Annotated in this window: 12 protein-coding genes; 5 read left to right on the top strand and 7 right to left on the bottom strand. The window is 33.2% G+C overall.

Annotation, left to right across the window (positions count from 1 at the left end; translation table 11 throughout):
* Positions 1 to 67: 67 nt before the first annotated feature.
* Complete coding sequence (locus HDE68_RS05920; RefSeq protein WP_183879822.1) at positions 68 to 232, top strand: hypothetical protein; 165 nt, start codon at positions 68 to 70, stop codon at positions 230 to 232.
* A 58-nt stretch (positions 233 to 290) separates the two neighbouring features.
* On the opposite strand, the gene HDE68_RS05915 is transcribed toward HDE68_RS05920, so the two are convergent.
* The 4 genes from HDE68_RS05915 to HDE68_RS05900 form a co-directional block, all read right to left on the bottom strand.
* Positions 291 to 578, bottom strand: a complete 288-nt coding sequence (locus tag HDE68_RS05915; RefSeq protein WP_183879820.1) for a hypothetical protein — start codon at positions 576 to 578, stop codon at positions 291 to 293.
* 74 nt (positions 579 to 652) lie between these two features.
* On the bottom strand, positions 653 to 1117 hold the full coding sequence (locus HDE68_RS05910; RefSeq protein ID WP_183879818.1) for an NUDIX domain-containing protein: 465 nt from the start codon (positions 1115 to 1117) through the stop codon (positions 653 to 655).
* 245 nt (positions 1118 to 1362) lie between these two features.
* Complete coding sequence (locus HDE68_RS05905; protein WP_183879817.1) at positions 1363 to 1851, bottom strand: hypothetical protein; 489 nt, start codon at positions 1849 to 1851, stop codon at positions 1363 to 1365.
* 205 nt (positions 1852 to 2056) lie between these two features.
* Positions 2057 to 3520, bottom strand: coding sequence for a PLP-dependent aminotransferase family protein (locus HDE68_RS05900; protein ID WP_183879815.1), 1464 nt, complete (start codon positions 3518 to 3520; stop codon positions 2057 to 2059).
* A gap of 177 nt (positions 3521 to 3697) precedes the next feature.
* Here HDE68_RS05900 and HDE68_RS05895 point away from each other — a divergent pair, with 177 nt between their 5' ends.
* On the top strand, positions 3698 to 3976 hold the full coding sequence (locus HDE68_RS05895; RefSeq protein WP_183879813.1) for a DoxX family protein: 279 nt from the start codon (positions 3698 to 3700) through the stop codon (positions 3974 to 3976).
* 61 nt (positions 3977 to 4037) lie between these two features.
* On the opposite strand, the gene HDE68_RS05890 is transcribed toward HDE68_RS05895, so the two are convergent.
* A complete protein-coding gene (locus tag HDE68_RS05890) occupies positions 4038 to 6479 on the bottom strand; it encodes a TonB-dependent receptor (protein ID WP_221300674.1) in 2442 nt (813 codons plus the stop codon).
* A gap of 217 nt (positions 6480 to 6696) precedes the next feature.
* Complete coding sequence (locus HDE68_RS05885) at positions 6697 to 7131, bottom strand: carboxymuconolactone decarboxylase family protein (RefSeq protein WP_183879811.1); 435 nt, start codon at positions 7129 to 7131, stop codon at positions 6697 to 6699.
* Between the two features lie 195 nt (positions 7132 to 7326).
* On the opposite strand from HDE68_RS05885, the gene HDE68_RS05880 reads away from it, so the two are divergent.
* Entirely contained in the window at positions 7327 to 7680 is a 354-nt protein-coding gene (locus HDE68_RS05880) for a hypothetical protein (RefSeq protein WP_183879809.1), read from the top strand.
* Positions 7681 to 7899: 219 nt separating this feature from the next.
* Here HDE68_RS05880 and HDE68_RS05875 read toward each other — a convergent pair whose 3' ends face one another.
* Positions 7900 to 8181, bottom strand: a complete 282-nt coding sequence (locus HDE68_RS05875) for a DUF3892 domain-containing protein (protein WP_183879807.1) — start codon at positions 8179 to 8181, stop codon at positions 7900 to 7902.
* Positions 8182 to 8518: 337 nt separating this feature from the next.
* Between HDE68_RS05875 and HDE68_RS05870 the strand changes: the two genes are divergently transcribed.
* Complete coding sequence (locus HDE68_RS05870; RefSeq protein WP_183879805.1) at positions 8519 to 9580, top strand: HNH endonuclease domain-containing protein; 1062 nt, start codon at positions 8519 to 8521, stop codon at positions 9578 to 9580.
* Between the two features lie 144 nt (positions 9581 to 9724).
* Positions 9725 to 13828, top strand: a complete 4104-nt coding sequence (locus HDE68_RS05865; RefSeq protein WP_183879803.1) for a leucine-rich repeat domain-containing protein — start codon at positions 9725 to 9727, stop codon at positions 13826 to 13828.
* The last annotated feature ends 148 nt before the right edge of the window (positions 13829 to 13976 follow it).

Here is a 13976-nt window from a genome sequence, read left to right as displayed (position 1 = left end):
AAATAGACCATCCCAATAATTAACAGATAAAGACGTTATTAATTATACCACACTAAAAGCTAATAACATGGAAAATCAACAAGACAATTCAGCTTCAATCCAAAATAAAAAGTTGACTGAAGCGCTTTTAGAAAAATCAGCTGAGCTAAAAGTGAAAACTGCAAAAGTCAATGAAAAACTCCAGGAGCTTAAAAAGCAGACAGAAAACCTGCTTCATGTCAAAAACGACTAAAGCCAGGGCTCATAACTCAGACCATTGATCCTGCCAGCACTAATTTAACACACTAGCATCAATCCGCTGAAGGCTCATTCAAAGGTGGAAAATATTCAGTACCAGGATTGGTTCCATCAGAATTGATGCCTAAATCTTCATCTTCATGACCAGTTGCCCCCTCCCTGTCCAACTCCTGCTCAAGCGGATACAAGTTAGAACTTTGCTGAACACCATCTAAATTAACGTCAGTACCAGCCGGTCCGGGAATTTGGTCAACAACAATGTCTTTAATTCCCTGGTTAAGATCATTTTTCCCAACAGCATCAGAATGCTCTGCATTTAAATTAAAATCTTTCCTGTCCATCCTATATAAAATTGGTTAATTTCTACTAAACACAGTCCAGGAAAGAATGTTTTAAAACATCCTGGCTTATCCCATCAGCCAGTTGTCAGCATATCTTCCAGTTCATCCAAAAAGCTGATTTGCCTTGAATTGATAAGCAGTCTCGCCTGATCCAAAGAAAACCAATTTCCTTTATCAACTTCAGGAAAATCCACAATTTTCCCAGACCGGGGTGGCCACTCCAAAGCGAAAGTATTACAAACCATACTTGAAGGATTTAAATCTCCAGCTACCGCCCAGCAATGCACTACTTTTCCTGCTTTCTGTACAATAGATTTCAACTCCTTAAAATCACCTGCCGGTGAATAACCAGTTTCCTCATAAAACTCACGCAAAGCAGTAGATAGCAATTCCTCCTGCGCAACAGGTTCCCCCTTAGGAATTGTCCAGTAGCCCTTATCCTTATGTCGAAAAAAAGGACCACCAGGATGAACCAAAAATACCTCAGTCAGCTCAGAATTAATACGATATAATAATATTCCCGCACTGATAGATTTCATAAAGCTAATTATAAGGTCAAATACCAATCCAACATACAGACTAAATAATTGTTTAAACAGATAACAATCCCCCTTAAATAAGCATCCGGATTAATCAAACACTTAAGTCCAAAAATCAGATAAAAGCGGTGCCTCCGGGTAATGTCCCGTTCTGAAAAAATCTTACAAATTAATAAAAAAGGTGTAAGGTAAAAGGTTAAAAAACCTAATTCCTTACACCTTTAAAATTTATATACGCTGGTCTTTTATTTCTCGTTAATTATTGATTTTTTAAACAGTCTTTCCCAACCTGATTTCCCAATAACCAATGATTTGTAAGCGTGAGTGTCACCGTCTATATAAAAATCAAATGCTAAATTTTTTGTACCCAATATTTTGCCCATTTTTAATGGAACGATACGTGTTTTTCCTATCGAAAATTCATTATTTTTGAAATCATCAAAAAGCCCTAATACATAATCATAAAAATCTTTTTCATCTTTAACAGAAGCAAATGCTACTTTGCGGGTTGCATTTATATCGTCAGTAAATGATAAAATTTCAACTGTCTTTCCTAAGCGATATAACTGAAATGTTGGCGTTATAGGATTGTTCGATCCAATTAATTGGGGCGTTATGTTTTTTTTATCTTCATTAATTTGTTCTTTAGTTCTTCCCACTTTTAGCTGGGCAGAAACGTTATTTCCCAGACAAACTAAGGATAAAAGGCAAATCGCAACTAATATTTTTTTCATATTAATAATTACTAAGTTTATACATTGTATTGCAAATTAAACAATAATGTCATTTAAAGTATTATTAATAAGAAATCTATTAAAAACATTACAATTTCAAAAACACAAAATCACCGCTGTATACTTCCCAATATATAATTTTATAGTTAATTATATATAGTTAATACTGAATAAAACAATTGCAAAACATAGCTACGCTTGAAAACTAACGCACTGCCTGTTTGAGAATCTCCATTGCTTTGACCATCTCATTTTCCTCCAGCGATGCAAATCCCATCCTCAACCCATTGGTAAGAAATAACTCATTTTTATAAAAACTCCCATTGCCAATATATAACCCCTTTTTCAATGCTTCTTCAGACATTTTGATCAGATCTATCTTTTTATTAAAGCTCGTCCACACTGCCAGCCCTCCTTCCGGAATTTCAAACTCTATTTCCTCACTAAAATCAGACTTAAGTAGCTCACATAAAAGATTTCTCCGCTGCTTATAAATCTTCAATGACTTCCTGAAATGCCTTTCCATTTCCCCATTGTCAAACAATACGGCAAAAGCTTCTTCCAACAATGTATCCCCTTGCTTATCTATTAGCTGTCTCAATGAAGATGCAGCATCAACAAAAGCCAAAGGCCCAATCATAAACCCAGTTCGCAACCCAGGGGCAAAAGTTTTCGTAATCGAACCAATATAAATTACATTATGATTGTGATCAATACTTGCCAACGGTACATAAGGCTTATTATCATAATGGAAATCAAAATCATAGTCGTCTTCAATAATTGCAAAACGGTATTCTTTAGCCAGATTTAACAGTTTTAACCTTCTTTCCATGCTCATTGTTACAGTTGTTGGAAAGTGATGATGCGGTATAATATATACCGCCTTTAAACTCTTCTTCTTTAAAACCTCTTCGAGATAATTAATATCCATCCCATTCTCATCTACAGGAATCCGTATAAGGTTAGCACCAGCATAAATGAAAGTATCATCAGCAGAACGATAATTTGAAACTCCAACTGCGATATTGTCAGAAGGCCCGAGCAACAATTGAGCTGCTAAATAGATACCCATCTGGCTGCCCTTTGTAATCATTATATTTTCAGAAGGAACAACTAATCCCCTGGTATTCGAGAGATAATTAGCAATAGATTCACGAAGATGCTCTGATCCTTTGGAGCTGCCATATTTCAGAAAGTTTTTACCGAAGAATTTTCTGGAAAGGCTACGATACTCACGCATCAAATTATCTACCGGAGCTAAGCGCACATCAGGAAAACCATCATCAATAGTTAGAATAGTTTTCTGAAAATTATCACTGGGTATTGCTTTTTCAAAATGATTAATCCAGATAAAAGACTCCTGAGAACTATTATTTTTATTGACTTCGGGTATTCTGGTTTTAGAAAGCACAGGTAATTTAGAAAGGACAAACACTCCCTGGCGCTCAATAGATTCAGCCCATCCCTGGCTAATTAATTCCTCATATGCCAACTTCACCGTATTTCTATTAATACCTATCAATTCTGCAAGTACACGGGAGCTTGGTAATATATCAGATGGCTTAAGCGTACCATTTGTAATCAACGATATAAAAGTATTGCACACCTGAATATATAGTGTTACAGAAGATTTCCGATCAACCTGAATTAATGATTTGTAAGGTAACATCCGGGCCGTGGTTTACATGAAAATAGGAATACAAATCTACCCCAATATTTTCATATAATATTACCATAACGGCATTTGAACAGTTAAATCCGGGCTGGTATATTTCTCAAAACTGGTCTGTAAAAACAGCCTGGCATTGAACTAAATTTGTACTATAAATTATTAATGTTATAACACATGAAAAACTCATTTACAGTCCCTCAGCTTCTTTTACGTATTGCATTAGGCATAGGTTTCTTAACCACCGTAGCAGACAGATCAGGTCTTTTAGGCCAGATGGGAACTAACAATATCGAATGGGGTAACTGGGATAACTTTATAAAATATACAGCGACACTTATGCCTTTTCTGAATAGACCAGCTGTGAACATTATGGGTAGCATTGCCACTTTAGCTGAAGCTATAATAGGGATTCTCCTGCTTATTGGATATAAAACGAGGTTAGCTGCAAATTAAAACAAATAAGATACCTTCATTGATCAGAACATAACTAATCAATGAAGGTATCTGTTAAAGATTAAAATTTCAACGTTATATTTCCAGTAACCCTTGTAGGATTCTGAGCCGCTAGTCTATAAGACCAGTATTTTTCGTTGGTCAAATTGTCCACTTTCATACCAATTCTAAACTTTGGTCTGTCGTAAAACACAGAAGCATCAAGCACAGTATAAGAAGGAATACTAAATTTAAAAGTTGCGGTATTAGTTTGATAATATTCACTACCATAAATTCCACCAATCCCGAATCCTAAACCTTGAACCGGCCCTCTGATTATCCGGTAACTTGCCCAAAAATTCGCTGTTGTAGGAGAACCCGCTGTTGATGGACGTAATCCTTGAATAGCTGCACTGGCATTTGTGAATTTGCTATTGTTATAAGTATATCCGGCTACGATATTAAAACCGGGGAAAGGATTGGCAATAATTTCGGCCTCAAACCCTTTACTCACCTGTGTTCCATCCTGTACAGAGAAATTAGGGTGATTAAGGTCATCAATAAGCATATTCGTCACTTTGATATCATAGTAACTGAATGTCGCTGTGATCTTACTCAAATCAAGTTTTAAACCACCTTCCATTTGATTAGCCTGGTTAGGTTTAAAAGTATTGCCATTAAAGTCTGAACCGCTCACATTGTTAAAACCATTCATGTAATTACCAAATAAGGACACCTTGTCTTTCACGATCTGGTAAACTAATCCGAATTTTGGAGAAAGAGCTGTCTGATTGAATTTACCCGCAGTAGAATCTACGTTTGGATAATAACTTCCTTTATTGAAATATCTGTCGACACGTAAACTCGCCATGGCTAATAACCTATCAGTAACATTCAATACATCAGAAACATAAGCACTATATGTATTCTCATTATTGGTCACAAAATTGGTTACTTTTTTCACATCAATTGCCGAGAATAACGGCGATATTTTAGAATAATTAAAGTTATTGTATGCAAGACCTGGTTTTCTATAGTTCAAATCGGGCATGTTAACTATAGCATCGTTTCTTGTTGCGCGTAAGCTGTAAAAATCAAGACCTGCAACTACTCTGTTTCTAAGTTTACCTATTTTAAAATTACCTATGAAATTCTGCTGAATATCAGTTCCATAAAAAGGATATTCCTGGTTGGTAACTGATTGTCTTAATGTCGAATCACTCACCGCAGTAAGTGATACAACATAACCATCAGATGAAGATCTGGTGCGTGAGATTACTGTTTGCGAATTCCATTGTTCAGAAATTTTATACTTCAACTGTGTGAAGATATTATATTGCTGACTGGTATAATTGACTGTATTATTCGCAAAAGACAAGTTATAAGGAATATTCATATCTGTAATACTCCTTGCTTTTGCTTTTGGATTGATAAAAGGTGTTAAACGTGTAGGTGAAGTTCCTTTAAACCCACCCCATTCAATATCAACTAAAATAGTCATCCTATCATTGACAGCATAAGAAAAGCTTGGTGCAAATAAGAAGTTCTTATTAAATCCTGCATCCTGAAAGCTTCTTTCACTATGTAAAGAAGTGTTAATTCTTAATAAGGCAGTCTTATCAGCATTTAAAGGTGTGTTGATATCAGCAGTTAAACGGTTCAAATCCCAGCTTGCTCCCGAATAAGAAATTTCACCTTTGAAGGTATCGAAAGGTTTTTTGGTAACCCTATTGAATAATCCTCCAAATGAAGATAACGTACTTCCAAATAAAGTAGCCGAAGGGCCTTTAATTACTTCAATACGCTCCAGGTTGGCTGGGTCCACAGTTGTATAGGTAAAACTACCTACCCCGTTCCGCACTAACTGAGGCGTAGGAAATCCTCTTGAAATAGAAGTTGTTCTCCCCTGATTTCTTACTTCTGCAATACCTGCTCCCGGAACATTTTTAAAAGCACTATTGTAATCTGTTACAATCTGCTCTTTCATAAGTTCTTTACTTACGATAGTATATACCTGCGGATTTTCTATGTTTTTTAATGGCATTTTAGAAACATCGTCACTCTCTTTTTTAGCAAAGCGGTTTCCTCCAGTCTGGATAATTACTTCTTCAAGATTCTCTGTTGATGAATTTAACTTGATTTCGACTGTGTCAGTTGGTTTACTTTCAGTAAGAATAACCTTAGTACTGTTGGTTTTATAACCAATCATCAGGACTTCTACTGTATAATTTCCTAAAGGGAGTTTTTTAAACTCAAAACCACCTGCAGAATTTGTCTTTGTACTTTTGTTAAGCTCCTTTAGCTTTACAGTGACACCCTGAGCTTCTGTTCCTTCATTAGTGGTAATGAGACCGGTTATTTCTCCAGTACCTGTCTTTATTTTCTGAGCCTGAACATTCTGGGAACAACAGAACATTAAGAGTATGGTTAAACAACTTAAGGTCCAGAACGTACTTAAACCAAGTAGTGATTTTTCCGTTTGTAAGTTGTGGAATAAATTATTAGGGTGTAAAGGTTTTTTCATGTACTATTTATTTATACTAATTCTAATTAGCCGCGAAATAACACAATTTATTCTTCACTGCAAAGAGTTATTTTTAATAGTTTATAGATTATTTATCCGCTGTTCCTTTGGCGGTTATAAATCAAAAAAGCCTTCGGGATGAAGGCTTTTGTAGAACAATAAATTTTAAAACTCCAATATAATTCTGTGCTAAATTATTTAATCTCCTATCTCAGATCTAAGCTGGAATTAGGTTAGTAGAAATACCGATTCTATTCCATGCATTAATAGTAATAATCGCTAAGATCACTTGCGCAAGATAAGTTTCATCTAATATTTTAGCAGCCTGTTCATAAGTTTCATCTTTTACATGATTGCTAATTAAAGTAACTTCTTCTGTCAGGGCTAGAATTGCACGCTCTTCTTCTGAGAAAAACGGGGTATCACGCCAGGCATTCAGCGCATAAATGCGTTGTTCTGTTTCGCCAGCTTTACGGGCATCTTTAGTATGCATATTAATACAAAAAGCACATCCGTTTATTTGAGAAGCCCTGATCTTAATCAGGTCTTTATGTATTCTGGTAAGCGGAGTACTTTCAATGAACTTTTCTAATCCAAGAATAGCTTTGTATCCTGCTGGTTCTACTTTTTCAATGTTAATTCGTGTTTTCATTTTTTGATGATTTACAAGATTTATTTGTTGACTGCAAAATTAGAGCAATGGTATGGGTATTAAATATACCAGATTCAGAATAAAGGATGGCCCAGTATGGTAAAAATCTCCTCTCTAAAGTTTAAAATCTCTACTACTAAAACAGTTTACTAATATTTTTAGTAATTCAAAATATTAGTTATTAGTTTTGTTTGCATGGGTATAAGTCATTATGGCAAACAGAAAGGAGATTGGGTAAGGTTAAGGCCATTAGTGAAAGATGCGCTACTTGCTGGAGCATGGTTGTATCACAAGCCTACAGGCAAATGGTGGACACCTGAAGAATTCGAGGAGTATTACAATTCGCAAGCTTTATGTAATCATGATATTGATCAATTGCTTGAGAATACAATTATCAGGCATGCATCTTCAGGTATTGCAGCCGGAGAAAAACAGATCATGAATGAAGCTATTCAATACTCACTCAAGGTTGCTGCTTTAAAAGAAAAACTGGAAGCATTCAAACTAAAAGATCGTTTGTATCGGGAGAGTAAGGGGAAACACTTATAAAGTATTCATAACGTATTGGAGAATAAACCTGGAAATGGCTAATGCGTGTGAAACTTCTATTACTAAAGACTTTTAGCTCGTTTAATATACCCCCTACCAAATATCTAGCGATAAGATAACAAGACTTATTTAATTTATCCGCTTATGCTATTTTTGGTCAATTTATAGTAATAAAGCCCGAATTATATCGGACTTTATTACCAGTGCTTAATTTATCGATTAGCACTGAGGCAGACTCAACAAATTATCTCTTTTAGTATTGTCAGGAATGGTTTTTATAAAAGCCTCATGCCCTTGCACTCTCACAACTTTTACATAAGCTTTATCACTTCCAGTTTGAACATAAAACTCTAATGAATTTGCATCAATACGCTTAATCGCATCTTTTACAGTAATAATTACTTTTTTTAAATTAGAATCATAATAACCAATGTGAGTAATATGCTCATGAGAACTATTAACATTTGGTTTGGTAATACAGATAACTTTAAAACTTGCCATAATAATTTATTTAATTGATTAATATTTAAGATGCAATTTGTCAATTAAACAGGGTCATTAATTATGGTTAACCGTAAAGCCTAAAAATTACGGAAATATCTGTGTATGTGGAATAAGCTATTTACCACCGATTTTGTTTAATGTAATAATATTTCACATTAAAGAAGCAAAGAGATTTAAGTTGAATTATCTTGATGTGAGATCAATTAGACATGGATAAAGCCGCACCGTTACCCTTTTAGGAGTTGAGAAAAAAGAGGAAGAACAAGGATAAGTGCGTAAGACAGACTAAAATTTTGATTATCTTCACAAATTAGCGTTAACCTCATACACTTTAATGAATAATTTACCTGCTGATAAGAGTCTGCCTATTCACATCCTTTCTTCTTGTTTCAAAAATACTATAGCCACATATAAATTTTATTGGTTCATTTCAATTATTGAATCAATTGAAAAAGGTAATTATATAATTGATAAGCAGTCTCTTTTTGCTCGTATGGTTGCAAATGCCTGGTATACGGTTAACTATTTCAATCTATCTTTTGGTGTGCAGGATCAGTTCCAAAATGCTATTAAGTTAATTATTGAAGTAGAAGGACTGGCTATAGATGAGAAGAAAGATAGAATAGTCCAAAAGCTAATATCCTCCGATATAAGACAAACAATCAAAACATTAAGACATTTTGACGGAGAAGTACCTTATTGCTTCCTGAGCCCTTGGTTTATCAGTATTAAAGGTAATAAACAAGATATTTATAAATCATCTCAATTGTTTACGAACGATTGTCTTTATGCTGTAGATGAGCGCTCTATAATTATCAATCCTAAATGGAGCACTTATTTAACTAAAAACAGTGGAATCTTAAAAGCATTTTGTTATTGGCACCTGTGTCTTTATGTTCAAAAGCGAAATCCAAACGTACCTAATATCGCAAACAAACTATTTAAACCTCCGCATAGAAATAGTTTATTAAAACCAAGAAAAGAGTTTTGGGATATTGTTATTAAACAAACAGGGCCTATAAAGTGTATATATACGAAAAACTCTCTCCATATAAATGAATATGCTATTGACCATTTTGTACCATTTGCATTTGTGTCCCATGATATGATTTGGAACCTGATTCCTGCGGATAAAATCTTCAATTATAGTAAATCTGATAAACTTCCTGTTTTTGATAGATATTTTGATGATTACTTTGATCTTCAAGAATTAGCATTGAAAACTGTATTTAATAGCTCTCCTAAAAATAAGTTACTTCAAGACTATTTAACCATTCTCCCCGATCTATCATTGCTGAATAGTTTAAGTAAGGAAGATCTTAAAAATAGATTTACAGATAATATTCATCCTTTGATTACTATAGCTGGTAATAATGGGTTTGAGTATATGTATTAAGGTCTTATCCTTCAGCATAATGTTATATAATATATTATTCCATATATACCATAGCAAATTCACATAAAGAAATTCTATTAACATATATTAATTTCATTTGCAATAAATATCTTTACTTTTTTAACTCTCTCAATTTAAACCACCATGCTTCACATTAAATATGCAGATGTCTTTGCATCTAAGGCTGATCTTATTATAGTTCCAGTAGATACTGACGGTGCAATCTCATTTCACTTTTCATCTGGACTTGATAAATTAGGCGTTGAAATTCCTTATGATGTAAGATTTGAACTTGGCGAAGTTGTTGTTGTTAAAACTAATTCGACTTCAAGGACAAAATTTATAGCGTTTGCCTGTACCTACGATGAAATGATAGGTAGTAGTTATGCAGCTATCAAAGAAATAGGCACACAAATAGGAAAGACCGTAAAAAAACTTAAAGACATTAAAACTATTGCTAGCCCATTTTTGGCTACTGGTGCGGGGAGACTTCTACATTTCCAAAGCCATAATATTCTTATAAAAGCTTTTTATGAGCAAGAAACTCCAGATATTTCTTTTGACTTATATACTAATGACATAGGCTTCTATAATAACTATTCTGGAGCTTATGACACTCGTAACGAAACCAGTACACAGCTTGTTTTTGAAGCAAGTATTGAAATAGTTATGAATGATTCTCAAATTAATCAAATTCTATCTTCTGACAATTATTACTATCAATTAGCCGAAGATAAATATGCAGAATTTAAAAATTGGAACCATTTAGATCGTATCTCATATGAGAATATCCGCAAACGGCTTTCAGATCCTAAAATTAATTTCAGAGAATATTTAATAAATGTAGATCCAGATTCCAAAGAACATGATCTTTTAAAATTATGCGGAGAATTAGTCGCATATATAGATTTTAATGCATATCTAAAAAACTTATGGAATGCATATCCTGATAAACGGGTTTTAGCCAAATCCGGCGTTTATCAGAATAATTGGATCAATAACTTGATAAAATTCAAAGAAACGGGAAACATTGATTTGATTACTGCTTCAAATATTAGAAATGCTCTTAGCTATCTGGATAATCCCTATGATAATTTACCAATGTTATCTGAAGAACATAGGCGTTCGGTATTTAAAAAAATACTATTACAAGAGTATAAGAGCAAAGATTCATTACATATCCTTTTTGATTATTTTCAAAACCTTGGCATCTCTTGTCTAAATCGAAAAAACAATAATGCGCTCTATAGCAGAGTATTATACCATCCCATGATTAGACCCTTATGGACTTCAAAAAAAAGAAAAAATGATAGTAATCAAATAACTGAACCACTTTCGTTAAATACAGATATACAAAAAGCTTTCGAGCTTATATTTAAATGCTTCTTAGAGGAATCGAAATCACTGGATTTAGGAAGATGTGGAATAACTGACTTATCATTATTGCCAGAGCTTTTTGAATGCACAAATCTCGAAGAGTTAACTATCAGTAACGAATGGTCAGAATTCAAGAATGGTAAGTGGCAGAGACGTGAAAGTATTAATACTGGTTCTAGGAATAGATTACAATCCATACCTAATGAAATAAAAAGGCTTAAAAAGCTAAAAAAATTAATATGTGGTGGTGATTGGAATGACGGTGAAAAAGCTTGGAACAAATGGGGCATCAAAAGCATAAATGAATTATTAAGTTTAAAAAACTTAGAACATATTAATGTTAGTAATAATAACATCCAAGAAGTACCAAATCTTAGCTCACTGAAGAATCTTATTGTTATTCATCTTAATAACAATAAGATTAATAGAATAGAATCGCTAAATTCATTGATCAATTTAAAAGAATTATATCTCAGTAATAATTTAATTGAGGATATTTCATTTTTAAAAGGAGTGTTGAATATAAGTACTCTTGATCTGCATACAAATGGGATTAGAGATTTAAGACCAATTGAAGAATTAATTTTAAACTTAGATATTAAGAATTCAAAATGGAGATTAGATACTATCAATATTGCCAACAACCCACTTGAACAACCTCCTATTCAAACTATTAATACAGGGAGAGATGCAGTACTAAGCTATTTTGAAGACATTAGAGATGGTGATACCTACATAAATAAGGACATTAAAGTAATATTAGTCGGAAACAGTGAAGCTGGTAAAACTACACTAGCCAAATATCTCAATCACAAAAAAGATCTGGAAAAGCCACATGCTGCCACACATTGGATGCATGAGCAAATAATTAATAGCAAATACGAGATAAAATCTATTGGTAAAAATTGCGTTATTCGGTTATTTGACTTTGGGGGTCATGATTATTTCCATGACACTCACCACTTATTCTTTGGTGTAAATACCATATACATTTTATTATGGGAGGTCGACACTAATTTAATGAAATCGAGGAAGACAAAACAAATTAATAATAAGGGATCAGAGGTAGAAATACAAACACAAGATTTTCCAATAAAATATTGGCTAGATTCAGTAAAGTACTTTACAAAAGAAGCTGAATCAGATAATTTTGGATTTGAAATCGTCAAACAACAACAATATAATAGCTCATTACTCATAATTCAGAATAAAGTAGATAATCCAAATTTGGTCAGGTCACTAAACAACGAAGCGATAAAGAAAAAATACCCATTCGTCTATGAGTTTCTTAATTTAGCTATAACAACGGGTAGAAACCTTGATTATTTTGATTCAATAATAACAGAAATGTTAAATGAAACAAAACTTATTGGTGCAGAACTACCTAGGTTTTATGAGAAAGTCAAAGATAATCTTCTAGAATATTCAGGTAAACCAATTTTAAGTCTGATTGAATTTCAAGCCTACTGCAATAGTATTCTAAATGAAAAAATAGATCTTAATCGAACAAAATATCTTGCCAGTTACTTGAAACAAATTGGTGTTATTCTATGGTTCCCTAAAGGTTTACCAGAAGATAAGATATACGCTAAAAAGCGATGGGTTATTGACAATATTTATTATGCATTAAATGACTTATCTGAAAAAAACGGAGAATTTAAACTCGAAGACCTTGTTAACTCTCTGGAGAGTAAAGATAAACAAGAAGCATTAGCTTTAATTGAAGTTATGACAGAGTTCAAGATTATTTTCAAACATCCTTATAATAACAAATATATTGCACCACTATATTTGGAAGATCATCCTGGAAATAATGTTAATTTATTTCTTAATGAGAATATAATCCCCATTAGGAGATTCGAATATTCAGGTTTTATACATAAAAGTGTTATTCTCAGTCTATTTCAACGATATGGAAAAATGATTCTTGATGAAGAACAGGATTCATATTATGGACATTATTATTACTGGAAAAATGGATTAATTATAAAAGGACAAATTACTCACGAGATAGTTATGATTAAATTCAATTTGGGTAGTGACGATGGAAATGCTCATATAGATGTTTATCACATTAGTGGCCCAAAAAGCATATTTATAAAAGAAGTTATTGAGTATATCAAAGAAATAAACAAAGATTATGAAATTGTTGAACTAGTAACTCTCGATGGAGAAAACTTTATTGCTATTGATTTATTGAATGAATATGCTAAAATTGGAAGATTCGAGTTTACTGAAACTCGTTTACCTGACTATTCAAAATCAAACAAATTAGAAGAAAAAATTTTTAAATTAAAAGATTATACAATGTATTTAAATAACGATATAAAGAAAAGAAAGGTTGCGATTTCATATTCCAAAAAAGACCTTGTACGAGTGGATACGTTTATTAGATATTTAAAGCCACTAGTAGATAATGACCTAATAGAACTTCCATGGTATTGTTCTGACTTAGAGGCAGGTAGTAATTGGAACTCGGAAATCGAAGAAAATTTCGATAATGCTGATATTGTTTTTTTTATGATTAGCGATCATTTTTTCGATACAGACTATATTGTAAAACAAGAAATCCCCAAAATTATAGATCGTTATTTAGAGAATAAATCTGTCAAAGTGGTGCCAATTATCTTAGTCCCTTATCCGTGGGGAAGAAATGGTAAATATAATCTACAAACTTTTTCTGCTTTGCCTTTTCAGGCCAAACCTGTAAGCGATTATAATGACGAGAATATGGCCTGGAATATGATTTCCATATGTATTAAAATTATGATAGAAAAGGAGCTGGATCCGGGCAAAAATGGAGGAATTACAAGAGAGTTAAAGACACTTTATGAGCGACAGGTAGAAGGCAAACTTGATAAAAATTCTTAAACTAAGGATCTTCTGAGAGAATATATTATGGAATATCTGGAAAGTATTTAAATGGATGGGTTTACGCCAACGGAAAAATAAGCAGGGCAATTAGACCGGAGCAACTTATAATTAGTAATAATGTTACGACAGAAAATGATAATTGTTC

Origin of the sequence: Pedobacter cryoconitis (genome assembly GCF_014200605.1) — a bacterium.
In the GTDB taxonomy this organism is placed as follows: domain Bacteria; phylum Bacteroidota; class Bacteroidia; order Sphingobacteriales; family Sphingobacteriaceae; genus Pedobacter; species Pedobacter cryoconitis_B.
This window is presented reverse-complemented; position numbering and strand designations above follow the sequence as displayed.